This is a genomic window from Pseudomonas sp. PA-1-3F, assembly GCF_021609665.1.
In the GTDB taxonomy this organism is placed as follows: Bacteria; Pseudomonadota; Gammaproteobacteria; order Pseudomonadales; family Pseudomonadaceae; genus Aquipseudomonas; species Aquipseudomonas paracarnis.
Window position 1 is genome coordinate 62,194 of record NZ_WJZD01000027.1, and the last position, 18,245, is coordinate 80,438.

Below are 18,245 nucleotides of genomic sequence, written 5' to 3' on the forward strand. Positions count from 1 at the left end.
AGGACTGAATCAGCCTTGTTTTTTGGATACAGTTTCAGCGATGTGCGCCGGAGCTGTGTTGTATTTTTTGAATTCCATAGAGTAGCTTGCGCGACCCTGGGACATGGAACGAACGTCGGTCGCATAACCGAACATCTCGCCCAACGGAACCTCGGCGCGAATCACTTTGCCGGAAACCGTGTCTTCCATACCCAAGATCATGCCGCGACGACGGTTAAGGTCGCCCATGACATCACCCATATAGTCTTCAGGTGTAACAACCTCTACCGCCATGATTGGCTCAAGCAACTCACCACCGCCCTTCTGGGCCAGTTGCTTGGTTGCCATGGAAGCAGCCACCTTAAACGCCATCTCGTTGGAGTCGACGTCGTGGTAAGAACCGTCAAAAACGGTTGCTTTCAGGCCGATCAGCGGATAGCCGGCAACAACACCGTTCTTCATCTGCTCTTCGATACCCTTCTGGATAGCAGGGATGTATTCCTTAGGAACAACACCACCTACTACTTCGTTCACGAATTGCAGACCTTCCTGACCTTCGTCAGCAGGAGCAAAACGGATCCAGCAGTGACCGAACTGACCACGACCGCCGGACTGACGAACGAACTTGCCTTCGATTTCACAGTTCTTCGTGATGCGCTCACGATAGGAAACCTGAGGCTTACCGATGTTGGCTTCGACGTTGAACTCACGGCGCATCCGGTCAACCAGGATGTCCAGGTGCAGCTCGCCCATGCCGGAGATGATCGTTTGACCAGTCTCTTCATCAGTCTTGACGCGGAAAGATGGATCTTCCTGAGCAAGCTTGCCCAGAGCGATACCCATTTTTTCCTGGTCATCCTTGGTCTTAGGCTCTACGGCAACCGAAATAACCGGCTCCGGGAAGTCCATGCGAACCAGGATGATTGGCTTGGCAGCGTCGCACAAAGTCTCACCAGTGGTGACGTCCTTCATGCCGATCAGGGCCGCGATGTCACCAGCGCGTACTTCCTTGATCTCTTCACGGGCGTTTGCGTGCATTTGCACCATACGACCCACGCGCTCTTTCTTGCCTTTAACCGAGTTGATCACGCCGTCGCCGGAGGCCAACACGCCCGAGTAAACGCGAACGAAGGTCAAAGTACCCACGAATGGGTCGGTAGCGATCTTGAACGCCAGAGCCGAGAACGGCTCGTTGTCATCGGCGTGACGCTCCATTTCTTCTTCCTCGTTATCAGGGTTGGAACCCTTGATAGCAGGAATGTCGGTTGGAGCAGGCAGGTAGTCGATAACGGCGTCGAGAACCAGGGGAACACCCTTGTTCTTGAACGAGGAACCGCAAACAGCCAAGACGATCTCACCAGCGATAGTACGCTGACGCAGAGCGGCCTTGATTTCCACGTTGGTGAGCTCTTCACCTTCGAGGTATTTGTTCATCAGCTCTTCGCTGGCTTCGGCAGCAGCCTCAACCATGTTGTTGCGCCACTCGTCAGCCAGTTCCTGAAGTTCTTCAGGGATAGGCTTACGAACAGGAACCATACCCTTGTCGGAATCATTCCAGTAAACAGCTTCCATGTTGATCAGATCGATCTGACCCTGGAAGTTGTCTTCGGAACCGATAGCCAACTGGATAGGCACCGGAGTGTGACCCAGACGCTGCTTGATCTGACCGATCACGCGCAGGAAGTTGGCACCAGCACGGTCCATCTTGTTTACATAAACAAGACGTGGAACACCGTACTTGTTGGCTTGACGCCATACGGTTTCCGACTGAGGCTCAACACCCGAGGTGCCGCAGAACACAACGACAGCGCCGTCGAGTACGCGCAGGGAACGTTCAACTTCAATGGTGAAGTCTACGTGGCCCGGGGTATCGATTACGTTGAAGCGATGCTCGTCTTTGTACTGCTTCTCGGAACCTTTCCAGAAGGCGGTAATAGCAGCAGAAGTAATGGTAATACCACGCTCCTGCTCCTGAACCATCCAGTCTGTGGTCGCGGCGCCGTCATGCACCTCGCCCATTTTGTGACTTTTGCCGGTGTAAAACAGTACGCGCTCGGTGGTGGTGGTTTTACCAGCATCCACGTGAGCGACGATACCGATGTTACGGTAGCGGCTAATCGGAGTAGTACGAGCCATAAAGCCCTCGCAAAATTAGTGAAGCTAAAATTAGAAGCGGTAGTGCGAGAAAGCTTTGTTGGCTTCAGCCATACGGTGCACGTCTTCACGCTTCTTAACAGCAGCACCTTTACCTTCAGCAGCGTCCAACAGTTCGCCGGCCAAACGCAGAGCCATAGACTTCTCGCCGCGCTTACGGGCGAAGTCTACCAACCAGCGCATTGCCAGAGCGTTACGACGGGACGGGCGAACTTCAACCGGAACCTGGTAAGTAGCACCGCCTACACGGCGCGACTTCACTTCGACCAGCGGAGCGATGGCGTCGAGAGCTTTCTCGAAGATTTCCAGGGGGTCGCTGTTCTTGCGTTCTTTAACCTTTTCCAGCGCGCCATAAACGATACGCTCGGCAACGGCTTTCTTGCCGCTTTCCATCACGTGGTTCATGAACTTGGCCAGGATTTGGCTTCCGTATTTTGGATCGTCAAGCACTTCGCGCTTGGCTGCTACGCGTCTTCTTGGCATGGATAAGCCCTCAAACGGTCTTCAGGTTCGCTCGGAATCGGTGCCCTTTCGGGACGCCTCCGACCTTACTCTTATCGACTCAGAAAATAAGATGATTCAGGTTTACAAAAAGCCGCTACTACTTAGGCTTCTTGGTACCGTACTTCGAACGACCCTGGTTACGACCTTTAACGCCGGAAGTATCCAAGGAACCGCGTACGGTGTGATAACGAACACCTGGCAAGTCTTTTACACGACCGCCGCGGATCAGTACCACGCTGTGCTCTTGCAGGTTGTGGCCTTCACCGCCGATGTACGAGGAAACCTCGAAACCGTTGGTCAGACGCACACGGCATACTTTACGCAGTGCCGAGTTAGGTTTTTTCGGCGTGGTGGTATACACACGGGTGCATACGCCACGACGTTGCGGGCAGTTCTGCAGCGCAGGTACGTCGGATTTCTCGACGATACGCTTACGCGGCTGACGTACCAGCTGGTTGATAGTTGCCATCTACTAGCTCCACTGTTGTCTTGCGACGCTATTGTCTTGCAAGAAAAGCAAAATGGCAGGAACGAATTCCCGCCAAATTTAGGGGTACAAGAGTCTAAAGAGGATCTTGTCCCCAGTCAAGGCAAGGCCCCGACCTCCCCTCGCGTCGAACCGGGGCAAAAATGCCTCGATCCGACGAACGGGAGTGCCAGGGCCCAGACTCATCTATCGCAGAACTCAGTTACCGCTTGAGTTCAGCGCTTCGGTCAGTGCAGCTTCCACTTCACTGGCGCTTACGCGCAGCGGCTTGTCAGCATCACGGCGACGCTTACGCTCGCTGTGGTAAGCCAAACCGGTACCTGCCGGGATCAGACGACCCACGACTACGTTTTCTTTCAGGCCGCGCAGGTAATCGCGCTTGCCGGTTACCGCTGCTTCGGTCAGTACGCGAGTGGTCTCCTGGAAGGAGGCCGCCGAGATGAACGACTCAGTGGACAACGACGCCTTGGTGATACCCAGCAGCACGCGAGTGAACTTGGAGACAAACTTCTCTTCGTTCGCCAGGCGCTCGTTTTCTACCAGTACGTGAGTCAGTTCCATCTGGTCGCCCTTGATGAAACTGGAATCGCCGGATTCAGCGATTTCAACTTTACGCAGCATCTGACGCAGGATGGTCTCGATGTGCTTGTCGTTGATCTTCACGCCTTGCAGACGGTAAACGTCCTGGATCTCGTTAACGATGTACTTGGCCAGCGCACTCACACCCAGCAGACGCAGGATGTCGTGTGGATCGCTCGGACCGTCGGAGATAACTTCGCCGCGGTTTACCTGTTCGCCTTCGAACACGTTCAGGTGACGCCACTTCGGAATCAGCTCTTCATACGGATCGCTACCGTCGTTCGGGGTAATAACCAGACGGCGCTTGCCTTTGGTTTCTTTACCGAACGCGATGGTGCCGCTGACTTCAGCCAGAATCGACGCTTCTTTCGGACGACGAGCTTCGAACAAGTCGGCAACACGCGGCAGACCACCGGTGATGTCACGGGTCTTCGAAGTTTCTTGCGGGATACGCGCGATAACATCACCGATCGCGATCTTCGCACCATCCGCTACACCGACCAGGGCGTTGGCTGGCAGGAAGTACTGAGCGATTACGTCAGTGCCTGGCAGCAACAGATCCTTGCCGTTGTCATCGACCATCTTCACGGCAGGACGGATGTCCTTACCAGCAGCTGGACGATCTTTGGCGTCGAGTACTTCAATGTTGGTCATACCGGTCAATTCGTCAGTCTGACGCTTGATCGTGATGCCTTCTTCCATGCCCACGTAGGTCACGGTACCTTTCATTTCGGTAACGATTGGGTGAGTGTGCGGATCCCACTTGGCCACGATTGCGCCAGCGTCGACCTTGTCACCTTCTTTAACCGAAATCACAGCACCGTACGGCAGCTTGTAACGCTCACGCTCACGACCGTAGTCATCAGCGATGGCCAGCTCACCGGAACGGGACACAGCAACCAGGTGACCATCCACTCGCTCAACGTGCTTGAGGTTATGCAGACGGACGGTACCGCCATTCTTCACCTGAACGCTGTCAGCTGCGGAGGTCCGGCTTGCCGCACCACCGATGTGGAACGTACGCATGGTCAGCTGGGTACCCGGCTCACCGATGGACTGGGCAGCGATAACGCCGACCGCTTCACCGATGTTCACCTGGTGACCACGAGCCAAGTCACGGCCATAGCACTTGGCGCAGATGCCGTAGCGGGTTTCGCAGCTGATCGGCGAGCGAACGATCACTTCGTCGATGCTGTTGAGTTCGATGAACTCGACCCACTTCTCGTCAACCAGGGTGCCGGCAGGAACGATAACTTCCTCGGTACCTGGCTTGAACACGTCACGGGCAATAACACGACCCAATACGCGCTCACCCAGCGGCTCTACAACGTCACCGCCTTCAATGTGCGGCGTCATCAGCAGGCCGTGCTCGGTGCCGCAATCGATCTCGGTTACAACCAGATCTTGTGCAACGTCTACCAGACGACGAGTCAGGTAACCGGAGTTAGCGGTTTTCAACGCGGTATCCGCAAGACCCTTACGAGCACCGTGAGTGGAGATGAAGTACTGAAGTACGCTCAAACCTTCACGGAAGTTCGCAGTGATCGGCGTTTCGATGATGGAACCGTCCGGCTTGGCCATCAGGCCACGCATACCGGCGAGCTGACGGATCTGCGCAGCAGAACCCCGTGCGCCCGAGTCGGCCATCATGTACATCGAGTTGAAGGACTCTTGGTCAACTTCGTCGCCGTGACGGTCGATGACTTTCTCTTTCGAGAGGTTGGCCATCATCGCCTTGGACACTTCGTCGTTGGCCTTGGACCAAAGGTCGATCACCTTGTTGTACTTCTCGCCCTGGGTTACCAGGCCGGAGGCGTACTGGCTCTCGATCTCTTTCACTTCGTCAGTGGCAGCACTGATGATGCGGGCTTTTTCATCCGGGATAACGAAGTCGTTAACGCCGATGGAAACGCCGGAGATAGTCGAGTAAGCGAAACCTGTGTACATCAACTGGTCAGCGAAGATAACGGTCTCTTTCAAACCAACCACGCGGTAGCACTGGTTGATCAGCTTGGAGATCGCCTTTTTCTTCATCGGCAGGTTGACGACGTCGTACGACAGACCTTTTGGCACAACCTGATACAACAGCGCACGGCCGACAGTAGTGTCGACGATACGGGTGTTGCTCACGCTGCCGCCGTCACGGTCGTTGACGGTTTCGTGGATCCGCACCTTGACCTTGGCGTGCAGTGCGGCTTCGCCAGCACGGAACACACGGTCAACTTCTTGCAGGTCAGCGAACACACGACCTTCGCCTTTGGCGTTGATCGCTTCACGAGTCATGTAGTACAGACCCAATACAACGTCCTGCGACGGAACGATGATTGGCTCACCGTTGGCTGGCGACAGGATGTTGTTGGTCGACATCATCAACGCACGCGCTTCCAACTGGGCTTCCAGTGTCAGCGGTACGTGCACGGCCATTTGGTCGCCGTCGAAGTCGGCGTTGTACGCAGCACAGACCAGAGGGTGCAGCTGGATAGCCTTACCTTCGATCAGTACAGGTTCAAACGCCTGGATACCCAGACGGTGAAGGGTCGGTGCACGGTTGAGGAGAACCGGGTGTTCGCGGATCACTTCAGCGAGAACGTCCCAAACCTCTGGCAGTTCGCGCTCGACCATTTTCTTGGCCGCTTTGATGGTGGTCGCAAGACCGCGCATTTCCAGCTTGCCGAAGATGAACGGCTTGAACAGCTCGAGTGCCATCTTCTTAGGCAGACCGCACTGGTGCAGGCGCAGGGTCGGGCCTACGGTAATTACCGAACGACCGGAGTAGTCAACACGCTTACCGAGCAAGTTCTGACGGAAACGGCCTTGCTTACCCTTGATCATGTCAGCCAAGGATTTCAGAGGACGCTTGTTGGAACCGGTGATAGCGCGGCCACGACGACCGTTGTCGAGCAGGGCATCGACCGCTTCTTGCAACATACGCTTTTCGTTGCGCACGATGATGTCCGGAGCGGACAGATCAAGCAGGCGCTTCAAGCGGTTGTTACGGTTGATCACGCGGCGGTACAGGTCGTTGAGGTCGGACGTCGCGAAACGACCACCGTCCAACGGTACCAGCGGACGCAGGTCTGGCGGCAGAACCGGCAGAACGGTCAGCACCATCCACTCTGGCAAGTTGCCGGAACCCTGGAAGGCTTCCATCAACTTCAGACGCTTGGACAGCTTCTTGATCTTGGTTTCGGAGTTGGTTTGCGGAATCTCTTCACGCAGACGACCAATCTCGTGCTCCAGGTCGATAGCGTGCAGCAGCTCGCGGACAGCTTCGGCACCCATGCGGGCATCGAAATCGTCGCCGAACTCTTCAAGCGCTTCGAAGTACTGCTCGTCGTTCAGCAGCTGACCTTTTTCAAGGGTGGTCATGCCTGGATCGATAACGACATAGCTCTCGAAGTAGAGAACACGTTCGATATCACGCAGGGTCATGTCCATCAGCAAGCCGATACGGGACGGCAGCGATTTCAGGAACCAGATGTGGGCAACCGGCGAAGCCAGTTCGATGTGCGCCATGCGCTCACGACGAACCTTGGCCAGCGCAACTTCAACGCCGCACTTCTCGCAGATCACACCACGGTGCTTCAAGCGCTTGTACTTACCGCACAGGCACTCGTAATCCTTTACCGGGCCAAAGATCTTGGCGCAGAACAGGCCGTCACGCTCAGGTTTGAACGTACGGTAGTTGATGGTTTCCGGCTTTTTAACTTCACCGAACGACCACGAACGGATCATCTCAGGCGATGCCAACCCAATACGGATGGCGTCGAACTCTTCGACTTGACCCTGGTTTTTCAGCAAATTCAGTAGGTCTTTCAAGGCCTTTCCTCCTGGCGGAGCAGAGAGCGGGCTAAACAGCCCCGCTCTCGATTCGCGTCACGTGTTATTCGGTTTCCAGATCGATATCGATGCCGAGGGAACGAATTTCTTTGATCAACACGTTGAAGGACTCGGGCATGCCCGGCTCCATACGGTGATCGCCGTCCACGATGTTTTTGTACATCTTGGTACGACCGTTCACATCGTCCGACTTCACTGTGAGCATTTCTTGCAGAGTGTATGCAGCACCGTATGCTTCCAGTGCCCAGACCTCCATCTCCCCGAAACGCTGACCACCGAACTGAGCCTTACCACCCAGCGGCTGCTGGGTAACCAGGCTGTACGAACCGGTAGAACGAGCGTGCATCTTGTCGTCTACCAAGTGGTTCAGCTTCAGCATGTACATGTAGCCAACAGTAACCGGGCGCTCGAACTTGTTGCCGGTACGGCCGTCGAACAGCTGCATCTGGCCGCTTTCTGGCAGGTCTGCCAGTTTGAGCATGGCCTTGATTTCGCTTTCCTTGGCACCGTCGAACACCGGGGTAGCCATTGGAACGCCGCCGCGCAGGTTCTTCGCCAGATCCAGGATTTCCTGGTCGGAGAAGGTGTCCAGCTCTTCGTTGCGACCGCCGATCTCGTTGTAGATCTCGTGCAGGAACTTACGCAGGTCTGCGACTTTGCGCTGCTCTTCGATCATGCGGTTGATCTTCTCGCCCAGACCTTTGGCCGCGAGGCCCAGGTGGGTTTCAAGGATCTGACCAACGTTCATACGCGAAGGTACGCCCAACGGGTTGAGGACGACGTCGACCGGGGTGCCATTGGCATCGTGCGGCATGTCTTCAACCGGCATGATCACAGAAACCACACCCTTGTTACCGTGACGACCGGCCATCTTGTCGCCCGGTTGGATGCGGCGACGGATTGCCAGGTAAACCTTGACGATTTTCAGCACGCCTGGAGCCAGGTCATCGCCCTGCTGCAGTTTGCGCTTCTTGTCTTCGAACTTGTCGTCCAGCAGACGGCGACGATCAACGATATAGGCCTGGGCCTTCTCGAGCTGCTCGTTCAGAGCATCTTCAGCCATGCGCAGTTTGAACCACTGGCCGTGCTCAAGACCGTCGAGGATTTCGTCGGTGATGTCCTGACCTTTCTTCAGGCCTGCGCCGCCTTCAGCCTTGTGGCCTACCAGAGCGGAACGCAGACGTTCGAAGGTCGCGCCTTCAACGATACGGAACTCTTCGTTCAGATCCTTGCGGATCTCGTCGAGCTGGGTCTTCTCGATGGACAGTGCACGAGCATCACGCTCAACGCCGTCACGGGTGAAGACCTGTACGTCGATGACAGTACCCTTGGTACCGGTAGGTACACGCAGGGAGGTGTCTTTAACGTCGCTGGCTTTTTCACCGAAGATGGCACGCAGCAGCTTCTCTTCCGGCGTCAGTTGGGTCTCGCCTTTCGGAGTGACCTTACCGACCAGGATGTCGCCAGCGCCAACTTCAGCACCTACATAAACGATACCGGCTTCGTCCAGCTTGTTCAGTGCAGCTTCACCCACGTTCGGGATGTCTGCAGTGATTTCCTCAGGCCCAAGCTTGGTATCACGCGCCACACAGGTCAGTTCCTGGATGTGGATCGTGGTGAAGCGGTCTTCTTGAACCACACGCTCGGACAGGCAGATGGAGTCTTCGAAGTTGAAGCCGTTCCATGCCATGAACGCGATGCGCATGTTCTGACCCAGAGCCAGTTCACCCATGTCGGTGGACGGGCCGTCGGCCATGATGTCGCTACGCTGAACGCGATCACCCTTGCTCACCAGCGGACGCTGGTTGATGCAGGTGTTCTGGTTCGAGCGGGTGTATTTGGTCAGGTTGTAGATGTCGACACCGGCTTCGCCAGTTTCTACTTCGTCATCGGCAACACGAACCACGATACGGCTGGCATCAACGGAGTCGATCACGCCGCCACGACGAGCCACGACGCAAACGCCGGAGTCACGTGCTACGTTGCGCTCCATGCCGGTACCTACCAGCGGCTTGTCAGCACGCAGGGTCGGTACAGCTTGACGCTGCATGTTGGAACCCATCAACGCACGGTTGGCGTCATCGTGTTCCAGGAACGGGATCAGCGACGCTGCAACCGAAACTACCTGCTTCGGAGAAACGTCCATCAAGGTGACGTCTTCCGGCGCCTTGACGGTGAACTCGTTCAAGTGACGAACAGCTACCAGCTCGTCGACCAGGACTTTCTTGTCGTTCATCGTGGCCGAAGCCTGAGCGATCACGTGATCAGCTTCTTCGATGGCGGACAGGAATACGATCTCGTCGGTGACCAGGGCGTCTTTCACCACACGGTATGGGCTTTCGAGGAAGCCGTACTGGTTGGTGCGCGCATAGGCAGCCAGGGAGTTGATCAGACCGATGTTCGGACCTTCCGGCGTTTCGATCGGGCATACACGACCGTAATGCGTCGGGTGTACGTCACGGACTTCAAAGCCAGCACGCTCACGGGTCAGACCGCCCGGGCCCAGTGCAGAAACACGGCGCTTGTGGGTGATCTCGGAGAGCGGGTTGTTCTGGTCCATGAACTGCGAAAGCTGGCTGGAACCGAAGAACTCTTTCACCGCCGCAGCCACTGGCTTGGCGTTGATCAGGTCTTGCGGCATCAGGCCTTCGCTTTCAGCCATCGACAGACGCTCTTTGACCGCACGCTCAACACGCACCAGGCCAACGCGGAACTGGTTCTCGGCCATTTCGCCTACGCAGCGAACACGACGGTTACCCAGGTGGTCGATGTCATCGACGATGCCTTTGCCGTTACGGATGTCGACCAAAGTCTTCAATACCGCGACGATGTCTTCCTTGCACAGCACGCCCGAACCTTCGATCTCGGTACGACCGATACGACGGTTGAACTTCATCCGGCCGACCGCAGACAGGTCATAACGCTCAGGGCTGAAGAACAGGTTGTTGAACAGGGTTTCGGCAGCGTCTTTGGTTGGCGGCTCACCAGGACGCATCATGCGATAGATTTCGACCAGCGCTTCCAATTGGTTGCTGGTGGAGTCGATCTTCAGTGTGTCGGAGATGAACGGACCGCAGTCGATATCGTTGGTGTACAGGGTCTCGATGCGAACAACCTGGGCCTTGGCGATTTTGGCCAGGATCTCGGTGTTCAGCTCGGTGTTGCACTCAGCCAGGATTTCGCCTGTAGCCGGGTGAACGATGACCTTGGCGGTAGTGCGACCCAGAACGTAGTCCAGAGGCACTTCCAGCTCTTTGATACCGGCTTTTTCGATCTGGTTGATGTGGCGCGCAGTGATACGACGGCCAGCCTCAACGATGACCTTGCCTTTTTCATCCTGGATGTCCAGGACGGCAATTTCACCACGCAGACGCGAAGCGATCAGCTCCAGCTTGAGGGTTTCATCCTTCAGGCTGAATACGTTGGTGGTATAAAAAGCGTCCAGCACTTGCTCAGTGGTATAGCCGAGTGCGCGCAGCAGTACCGAGGCCGGCAGCTTGCGACGACGGTCGATACGTACGAACACGCAGTCTTTCGGGTCGAACTCGAAGTCCAACCACGAACCGCGGTACGGAATGATCCGCGCGGAGTACAGGAGTTTGCCGGAGCTGTGCGTCTTGCCGCGGTCGTGGTCGAAGAACACGCCCGGGGAACGGTGCAGCTGGGAAACGATTACACGCTCGGTACCGTTGATTACGAAGGTACCGTTCTCGGTCATCAATGGGATTTCGCCCATGTAGACTTCTTGCTCTTTGATGTCCTTGATCGCTTTGTTCGACGATTCTTTGTCGAAAATGATCAGACGGACTTTTACCCGCAAAGGTACGGCGTACGTAACGCCACGCAACACGCATTCTTTGACATCAAATGCCGGTTCGCCCAGGCGATAACCGACGTACTCCAGCGCAGCATTGCCGGAGTAGCTGATGATCGGGAAAACGGATTTGAAGGCCGCATGCAGGCCCACGTCGCGGAACTGATCTTTGGTCGCTCCCGCCTGCAAGAATTCACGATACGAATCCAGCTGGATAGCCAGAAGGTACGGGACATCCATGACGTCCGGCAACTTGCTAAAGTCCTTGCGGATACGTTTTTTCTCAGTATATGAGTAAGCCATCAGCGTTCCCCAGCTTGGTCACCTGCTTGTTTGGCCCCTCCGACGGGAGCAGCCAGAAAATCTTGCAAACCCCATGGTTTGCACCACCGCTTCGGGTGGCTACAGCGCGTTAATGGCGGCGACCGAGTCGACAGCCAAGAACGGAAAAAGGCCGGTGGCAAGAGCCACCAGCCATCAGCCTTCAGCTTAACGCTTGGACTGGAGACGCAAGGTCGATGCTTACTTCAGCTCGACTTTAGCGCCTGCTTCTTCCAGAGTAGCTTTGGCTTTGTCAGCTGCGTCTTTAGTAACAGCTTCCAGAACCATGGCAGGAGCGCCGTCAACTACAGCCTTGGCTTCTTTCAGGCCCAGACCGGTCAGTTCACGTACTGCCTTGATCACGTTTACTTTCTTCTCGCCAGCTTCGGTCAGCATGACGTTGAATTCGGTTTGCTCTTCAACAACGGCAGCAGCAGCAGCTGGACCGGCGGAAGCAGCGGCAGCGGAAACGCCGAATTTTTCTTCGAAAGCTTTGATCAGCTCAACAACCTGCAGAACCGACATTTCAGCTACGGCGTTGAGGATATCGTCTTGGGAGATAGACATTGCTGTATTTCCTGAATTGGGGGACGGCCTACGCGGCCATCGAAATAAACAAAAATACGCGAGAGAGGTTGCTCAGCCTTAGGCTGCGGCAGCTTCTTTTTGCTCGCGAACTGCAGCCAGAGTACGAGCCAGCTTGCTGGTAGCGCCTTGAATCACGCTCATCAGCTGCGAAATGGCTTCGTCGCGGGTCGGCAGTGTTGCCAGTACGTCGATTTGGTTAGCTGCGAGGAACTTGCCCTCGAACGCAGCTGCCTTGATCTCGAACTTATCCTGACTCTTGGCGAATTCCTTGAACAAACGGGCAGCAGCGCCTGGATGATCTTTAGAGAACGCGATCAGAGTCGGGCCAGTGAACACGTCGTTGAGAACACTGTATTCAGTGTCAGCAACGGCGCGCTTGAGCAGGGTGTTACGTACAACACGTACGTATACGCCAGCTTCACGAGCCTCTTTACGGAGTCCGGTCATAGCGCCTACTGTCACACCACGGGCATCAGCCACGACAGCGGACAGAGCAGCTTTGGCAGCCTCGTTGACTTCAGCGACGATGGCCTTCTTGTCTTCGAGATTAATTGCCACGGGTTTAACTCCTGCTTGTTACCGTTTCATCTGGCCTAGGCCTGATGTCGTTTTGGTGTCTGATTCGGTAAGGAACCGGGAGCACCATCTGCGTAGGCTTGTTGGTTTAAGACTTGCGTCGCCTACGGTCTTGGATAGCCCCCGCCAGGCAGGGACCCCAATCTTTCAATTGGCGCAATTGCTCGCGCCAATTTATGTCTTATACGTCCAGCGAGCCTTGGTCGATGACCAGGCCTGGGCCCATAGTGGTGCTCAGGGTAACGCGCTTGACGTAGATACCTTTCGAAGAAGCAGGCTTGATACGCTTCAGATCAGCGATCAGGGCTTCAACGTTTTCCTTCAGCTTGACGGCATCGAAGCCGACTTTGCCAACGGAGGTGTGAATGATGCCGTTTTTGTCGGTGCGATAACGAACCTGACCAGCCTTGGCGTTTTTAACCGCGGTAGCTACGTCTGGAGTTACGGTGCCGACTTTAGGGTTAGGCATCAGGCCACGTGGACCGAGGATCTGACCCAACTGACCTACAACGCGCATTGCATCCGGGGAAGCAATTACGACGTCATAGTTCAGGTCGCCGCCTTTCATTTCGGCAGCCAGGTCATCCATGCCAACGCGATCAGCACCAGCGGCCAGAGCAGCTTCAGCAGCTGGGCCTTGGGTGAAGACGGCAACACGTACAGTCTTGCCAGTACCGTGTGGCAGCACAGTAGCGCTACGAACGACCTGGTCGGATTTACGTGGGTCAACGCCCAGGTTCACAGCAACGTCAACAGACTCGCTGAACTTGACAGTCGACAGCTCGGTCAGCAGGGCAGCAGCGTCTACGAAGTTGTAGGACTTGCCCGCTTCGATTTTGCCGGCGATAGCCTTTTGGCGCTTGGTCAGCTTAGCCATTACACACCCTCCACGTTAAGGCCCATGCTACGAGCAGAACCGGCGATGGTACGCACGGCTGCATCCATATCAGCTGCAGTCAGATCCGCGTTTTTGGTTTTCGCGATTTCTTCCAGCTGAGCACGGGTTACAGTGCCAACCTTAACGGTGTTAGGACGAGCGGAACCGCTGGTCAGACCGGCAGCTTTCTTCAGCAAAACCGAAGCCGGGGTCGACTTGGTTTCGAAGGTGAAGCTACGGTCGCTGTATACAGTGATGATCACTGGAGTCGGCAGACCTGGCTCAAGACCCTGAGTACGGGCGTTGAAGGCCTTGCAGAATTCCATGATGTTCACGCCGTGCTGACCCAGAGCTGGACCGACGGGTGGGCTAGGGTTGGCCTGAGCGGCCTTCACTTGCAGCTTGATGTAAGCGGTAATCTTCTTGGCCATGAGGCACTCCAATTACGGGTTCAAACGCCTCGAAAGGCTCCCCGGTTACTTGCGCGTTTATCCCAGTGACGACAAAACCCCACAGCCTAGGCTGCGGGGTTGGGATGCTTGCCCAGCTAGACCTTTTCGACCTGGCTGAACTCCAACTCTACCGGGGTAGAGCGACCGAAAATGAGCACTGCCACTTGGATCCGGCTCTTTTCGTAGTTAACTTCTTCGACCGTACCGTTAAAATCAGCGAACGGACCATCTGTAACGCGAACAACCTCACCCGGCTCGAACAATGTCTTCGGCTTGGGCTTGTCGCTACCGTCAGCAACACGACGCAGAATTGCTTCCGCCTCTTTGTCGGTGATCGGAGCAGGCTTGTCGGCAGTACCGCCAATAAAGCCCATGACGCGAGGGGTATCCTTGACCAAGTGCCAAGTACCTTCGTTCATGTCCATTTGTACCAGCACGTAGCCAGGGAAGAACTTGCGTTCGCTTTTGCGCTTCTGCCCATTCCGCATTTCAACCACTTCTTCAGTGGGAACCAGAATTTCGCCGAAGCCATCTTCCATGCCTGCCAGCTTTACGCGCTCCAGCAAAGAGCGCATAACATGCTTCTCGTAACCCGAGTAAGCATGCACAACGTACCAACGCTTAGCCACGGGACACCCTTAGCCAACAATCAAGGAAACAAGCCAGCCGAGCAGGGAATCAAGCCCCCACAACAGCAACGCCATAACCAGAACAACAGCCACGACAATCAATGTGGTCTGAGTGGTTTCTTGGCGAGTCGGCCAAACGACTTTACGGATTTCGGTGCGAGCTTCCTTAACCAGTATCGCGAAGGACTTGCCTTTGGCAGTCTGCAGGCCTACAAAGGCAGCTACAGCAGCGAGGGCAAGCAAAGCGAGTACACGGTACAGGATCGGCGAAGCAGAATAGTACTGATTGCCAACAACGCCTACGACCACCAAGGCGACTACAGCGAGCCACTTTACCAGATCGAAACGAGAGCTTTGAGCTTCAGCCTTAGGAGTCATCTATGAAGATCCTGTGAAAAGAAAGCCAGACACACCACGTGAATCTGGCAGGTCAGGAGGGAATCGAACCCCCAACCTACGGTTTTGGAGACCGTCGCTCTGCCAATTGAGCTACTGACCTAAAACAAAATCAGGCCGACCATTATGCAGGCCTGAAAAAGACTTTACAACAACCAACCCCACAAGACCTGAAACATCGAACAACATTCAAGCCGAGGCAGCTGTTAAAACAAAGGCAGATATTTTCATATCTGCCTTGTCATATGGAGCTCTTGAGCGGATTTGAACCGCTGACCTCACCCTTACCAAGGGTGTGCTCTACCAACTGAGCTACAAGAGCGAAACATCTTGCACAACCTGCAAACTTGGAGCGGGTAGCGGGAATCGAACCCGCATCATCAGCTTGGAAGGCTGAGGTTCTACCACTAAACTATACCCGCGGAGCTTGCAGCTCACGCTAAAAATGGTGGAGGGGGAAGGATTCGAACCTTCGAAGTCGTAGACGTCAGATTTACAGTCTGATCCCTTTGGCCGCTCGGGAACCCCTCCTAAGCGAGCCGGCATTTTACATCACGCCGACCTTCTGTCAAGCATTTTCTCATTTAAATTATGAGGTTAGCTGCATTGACGGTAGCTTTGCACTGTAGCCCTTAAAGGTCTTCACTGCGAAGCGGGCGCCATTCTATGCAAACTATTCGAGAGTTGCAATGCCTTCGCACAGCATTATTTTATGTTTTAACTCATTGAATTCATTAGCAAGGCTTTCAAAGGGCAGATCGTCAGCCAGGCGACGGCTTTCAGGGGCCACACGCAACCAATAACCCGAGGCGCTCTGTGCATTCAGCAACTGGACCGTGACCTTTATATCCAGGCTCGTGAGCCTCTGCTCAAGAGAAGAGGCCTGGCGTCGATCCGAGAAACCACCGATGTACAAGCAGGTATTCTGCGCCTCCGCCGACCTCGCTCGATCACGCCGAGCCACCGCATCTGCCGACTCACTCAAGAGGCGAATATCTTGCTGCGCTCCTCGATGGAGATTCAAGGGCGTGACATCCTTGGCCCGCAATGGCGCCTCTTGCTGATGCCAGACGTAATAAAAAATATTGAGAACCAGTAAAAGTAAAAACAGCCAGCGCATAATCACCTCAAGACAAAGGACACGCCATCGCCAAACCAACAAACACCAGGTCCGGGACCAGCCGAGCCTGAGGCGCAGCATCCCTGACCAGGTCGGCATCGCCTCCAGTGAGGAAGACCGTGAAATCCTCCCCCCAATAGCCTCGCGCCAACTCGAGCTGAGTCAGCACGAAACCTCTAAGCATGAGCGTACAACCACGCTCGACGGCCTCTACGGTCGTGCGACCTGGAGAGAGACGCTCCAGCGCCCGCTCAGCGGCCGCGTCGTCATAGCGTATCTTGCGAGTATGGGTTCGCAGTTGATTACGCATAAGCGGCATACCCGGACAAATAAAACCACCCAGGTGCTCACCGTCCGGACCGATAAAATCTGCGGTCGCCGCCGTACCAAAATCGAGTACCAGGCATGCACCTGACGCCAACTTGAACGCGCCTAGCATGGCCAGCCATCGATCCATTCCTAGGCGCTGGAAGTCTTCGTAGCCGTTGCGCACTCCGCTCATTTCTCGCGCAGAGGTGGCACAGGAAACAGCAACGCCAAATGCCCCTACCAACGCGGCTATCAACTTATCGGTCTCCTCAAGCGCGCGAACACTCACCAACCGACAACGCGTGAGCAATAGACCAGGCAAAGCCACCAAACTGTCGATAAGCGCAATATCCGAACCTGCGATGCCTTCGGCGCGGACACTTGCATCACTCGACTCAAGAACACGCCACTTGATAAAGCTATTTCCACAGTCGAGCTCAAGAATCATCACGCAACCTCAGGCTTAGCTCACCACCGCTGTATATTTTCTCAACGCCACCGACATCCAAACGCAACGCGCCCTGACAATCCACACCGAGCACAACCCCATCAATCTGATTGACGCCCGCAATAAGCGACACACTCTTCCCTTGCCACGCGTGATGCTGCTCCCATTCTGCTTGCAGCCCGGCAAAACCCGCAGCCTTGTGTCGGTCTAGGTAGGCTTGTAGTTGCAAGCCCAGTCGCGCCACCAGGTGATTGCGATCAACAGAAGAGCCCGTCTCGAGCTGCATCGAGGTCCACTGCTGATCAACCTCTACAGCCTTCTGCATATTCACATTGATACCTATCCCTAGCACAACGTGACAGATATCTGCGGGATCTCCCACCAACTCAAGCAAGATGCCTGAGACTTTCTTGTGCCCAACCAGGACGTCGTTTGGCCACTTCAAAGCTGCGCCCTCCACGCCCGACTCACGCAGAGCCTGCAGGACTGCCAGCCCCACCACCAGACTCAGCCCTTCCAGTTGCCGCAGGCCGCCCTCAACACGCAATACAAGGCTGTAGTAAACGTTTTGCGCAAATGGACTGACCCATTTGCGGCCTCGTCGCCCCCTACCAGCCGTCTGCTGCTCCGATAGCACAATAAAAGGAGCCGCACTGCCCGCATCGACAAGACGTAAAGCCTCAGCATTAGTGGAGTCAATGGAGTCGAAAATGTGAACGGGCCAAGCCAAGGAAGCCGCCCTCTGAGAAATTTCCTGCGCATTCAAAAACATCAATGGCGCAGCCAATCTATATCCGCGCCCCCGGATCTTATGAATGGGGAGATTCAATTCTGCCTCAAGATGCTGAAGCTGCTTCCACACGGCACTGCGACTGACACCTAGGGCGGCACCAAGCGCTTCTCCAGAATGAAAGCGACCATCTTTCAGAAGTTTCAACAACGTCAGCATGCACATATCGCCACAGAATGAGGCACGCATGATAGCCATGCGCAGGGTCATTGCATAGAAAGGCTGGATATCAGTCATGATCGACGCCCCACCAGATTTTCGAGCGCCCAAAACAAAACCCCAACTGCTTTCGCAATTGGGGTTTCGGAATTTAATCTTGACGATGACCTACTCTCACATGGGGAAACCCCACACTACCATCGGCGATGCATCGTTTCACTGC

14 protein-coding genes and 4 tRNA genes are annotated in these 18,245 nt (G+C 55.3%); all 18 read right to left on the reverse strand.

What is annotated here, in order from left to right; genetic code table 11:
* Positions 1 to 9: 9 nt before the first annotated feature.
* Positions 10 to 2,115, reverse strand: coding sequence for an elongation factor G (fusA, locus tag GIV26_RS19525; protein ID WP_003194651.1), 2,106 nt, complete (start codon positions 2,113 to 2,115; stop codon positions 10 to 12).
* 30 nt (positions 2,116 to 2,145) lie between these two features.
* Positions 2,146 to 2,616, reverse strand: a complete 471-nt coding sequence (gene rpsG / locus GIV26_RS19530) for a 30S ribosomal protein S7 (RefSeq protein WP_002555493.1) — start codon at positions 2,614 to 2,616, stop codon at positions 2,146 to 2,148.
* 118 nt (positions 2,617 to 2,734) lie between these two features.
* Entirely contained in the window at positions 2,735 to 3,106 is a 372-nt protein-coding gene (gene rpsL / locus GIV26_RS19535) for a 30S ribosomal protein S12 (RefSeq protein ID WP_002555494.1), read from the reverse strand.
* A 216-nt stretch (positions 3,107 to 3,322) separates the two neighbouring features.
* Positions 3,323 to 7,522: a DNA-directed RNA polymerase subunit beta' gene (rpoC, locus tag GIV26_RS19540; RefSeq protein WP_003194653.1), complete on the reverse strand. Its 4,200-nt coding sequence runs from the start codon at positions 7,520 to 7,522 to the stop codon at positions 3,323 to 3,325.
* A gap of 64 nt (positions 7,523 to 7,586) precedes the next feature.
* Entirely contained in the window at positions 7,587 to 11,660 is a 4,074-nt protein-coding gene (rpoB, locus tag GIV26_RS19545) for a DNA-directed RNA polymerase subunit beta (protein WP_010206926.1), read from the reverse strand.
* Positions 11,661 to 11,879: 219 nt separating this feature from the next.
* Complete coding sequence (gene rplL, locus GIV26_RS19550; RefSeq protein WP_020302454.1) at positions 11,880 to 12,245, reverse strand: 50S ribosomal protein L7/L12; 366 nt, start codon at positions 12,243 to 12,245, stop codon at positions 11,880 to 11,882.
* 78 nt (positions 12,246 to 12,323) lie between these two features.
* The gene (gene rplJ, locus GIV26_RS19555; protein ID WP_003232405.1) at positions 12,324 to 12,824 is read right to left on the reverse strand and encodes a 50S ribosomal protein L10; all 501 of its coding nucleotides are present in this window, start codon (positions 12,822 to 12,824) and stop codon (positions 12,324 to 12,326) included.
* 199 nt (positions 12,825 to 13,023) lie between these two features.
* Positions 13,024 to 13,719, reverse strand: a complete 696-nt coding sequence (gene rplA, locus GIV26_RS19560) for a 50S ribosomal protein L1 (RefSeq protein WP_003176434.1) — start codon at positions 13,717 to 13,719, stop codon at positions 13,024 to 13,026.
* Complete coding sequence (gene rplK / locus GIV26_RS19565) at positions 13,719 to 14,150, reverse strand: 50S ribosomal protein L11 (RefSeq protein WP_003176435.1); 432 nt, start codon at positions 14,148 to 14,150, stop codon at positions 13,719 to 13,721. The genes rplA and rplK overlap by 1 nt, the downstream gene beginning before the upstream one ends.
* Before the next feature lie 116 nt (positions 14,151 to 14,266).
* Positions 14,267 to 14,800: a transcription termination/antitermination protein NusG gene (nusG, locus tag GIV26_RS19570; RefSeq protein ID WP_003176436.1), complete on the reverse strand. Its 534-nt coding sequence runs from the start codon at positions 14,798 to 14,800 to the stop codon at positions 14,267 to 14,269.
* Positions 14,801 to 14,809: 9 nt separating this feature from the next.
* On the reverse strand, positions 14,810 to 15,178 hold the full coding sequence (secE, locus tag GIV26_RS19575; RefSeq protein WP_071489830.1) for a preprotein translocase subunit SecE: 369 nt from the start codon (positions 15,176 to 15,178) through the stop codon (positions 14,810 to 14,812).
* Between the two features lie 45 nt (positions 15,179 to 15,223).
* A tRNA-Trp gene (locus GIV26_RS19580) sits at positions 15,224 to 15,299 on the reverse strand.
* A gap of 143 nt (positions 15,300 to 15,442) precedes the next feature.
* Positions 15,443 to 15,518, reverse strand: a tRNA-Thr gene (locus tag GIV26_RS19585).
* Positions 15,519 to 15,544: 26 nt separating this feature from the next.
* Positions 15,545 to 15,618: transfer RNA gene (locus GIV26_RS19590), tRNA-Gly, on the reverse strand.
* Positions 15,619 to 15,642: 24 nt separating this feature from the next.
* Positions 15,643 to 15,727, reverse strand: a tRNA-Tyr gene (locus tag GIV26_RS19595).
* Positions 15,728 to 15,869: 142 nt separating this feature from the next.
* Positions 15,870 to 16,316 (reverse strand): hypothetical protein, encoded by a 447-nt coding sequence (locus GIV26_RS19600; protein ID WP_236281916.1) that lies wholly within the window; start codon positions 16,314 to 16,316, stop codon positions 15,870 to 15,872.
* A gap of 7 nt (positions 16,317 to 16,323) precedes the next feature.
* A complete protein-coding gene (locus GIV26_RS19605) occupies positions 16,324 to 17,073 on the reverse strand; it encodes a pantothenate kinase (RefSeq protein WP_054896954.1) in 750 nt (249 codons plus the stop codon).
* Positions 17,063 to 18,022 (reverse strand): bifunctional biotin--[acetyl-CoA-carboxylase] ligase/biotin operon repressor BirA, encoded by a 960-nt coding sequence (gene birA / locus GIV26_RS19610; protein ID WP_096142851.1) that lies wholly within the window; start codon positions 18,020 to 18,022, stop codon positions 17,063 to 17,065. Before birA ends, GIV26_RS19605 begins: the two co-directional genes overlap by 11 nt.
* Positions 18,023 to 18,245: the final 223 nt, after the last annotated feature.

Excerpts from the sequence above, each read along its gene's own strand:
- GIV26_RS19605 (WP_054896954.1), bottom strand. The coding sequence starts at position 17,073 with ATGATTCTTGAGCTCGACTGTGGAAATAGCTTTATCAAGTGGCGTGTT.
- secE (WP_071489830.1), bottom strand. The coding sequence starts at position 15,178 with ATGACTCCTAAGGCTGAAGCTCAAAGCTCTCGTTTCGATCTGGTAAAG.
- rplK (WP_003176435.1), bottom strand. The coding sequence starts at position 14,150 with ATGGCCAAGAAGATTACCGCTTACATCAAGCTGCAAGTGAAGGCCGCT.
- rpoB (WP_010206926.1), bottom strand. The coding sequence starts at position 11,660 with ATGGCTTACTCATATACTGAGAAAAAACGTATCCGCAAGGACTTTAGC.
- rpsL (WP_002555494.1), bottom strand. The coding sequence starts at position 3,106 with ATGGCAACTATCAACCAGCTGGTACGTCAGCCGCGTAAGCGTATCGTC.
- birA (WP_096142851.1), bottom strand. The coding sequence starts at position 18,022 with ATGCTGACGTTGTTGAAACTTCTGAAAGATGGTCGCTTTCATTCTGGA.
- GIV26_RS19600 (WP_236281916.1), bottom strand. The coding sequence starts at position 16,316 with ATGCGCTGGCTGTTTTTACTTTTACTGGTTCTCAATATTTTTTATTAC.
- rplA (WP_003176434.1), bottom strand. The coding sequence starts at position 13,719 with ATGGCTAAGCTGACCAAGCGCCAAAAGGCTATCGCCGGCAAAATCGAA.
- fusA (WP_003194651.1), bottom strand. The coding sequence starts at position 2,115 with ATGGCTCGTACTACTCCGATTAGCCGCTACCGTAACATCGGTATCGTC.
- rpsG (WP_002555493.1), bottom strand. The coding sequence starts at position 2,616 with ATGCCAAGAAGACGCGTAGCAGCCAAGCGCGAAGTGCTTGACGATCCA.
- rplL (WP_020302454.1), bottom strand. The coding sequence starts at position 12,245 with ATGTCTATCTCCCAAGACGATATCCTCAACGCCGTAGCTGAAATGTCG.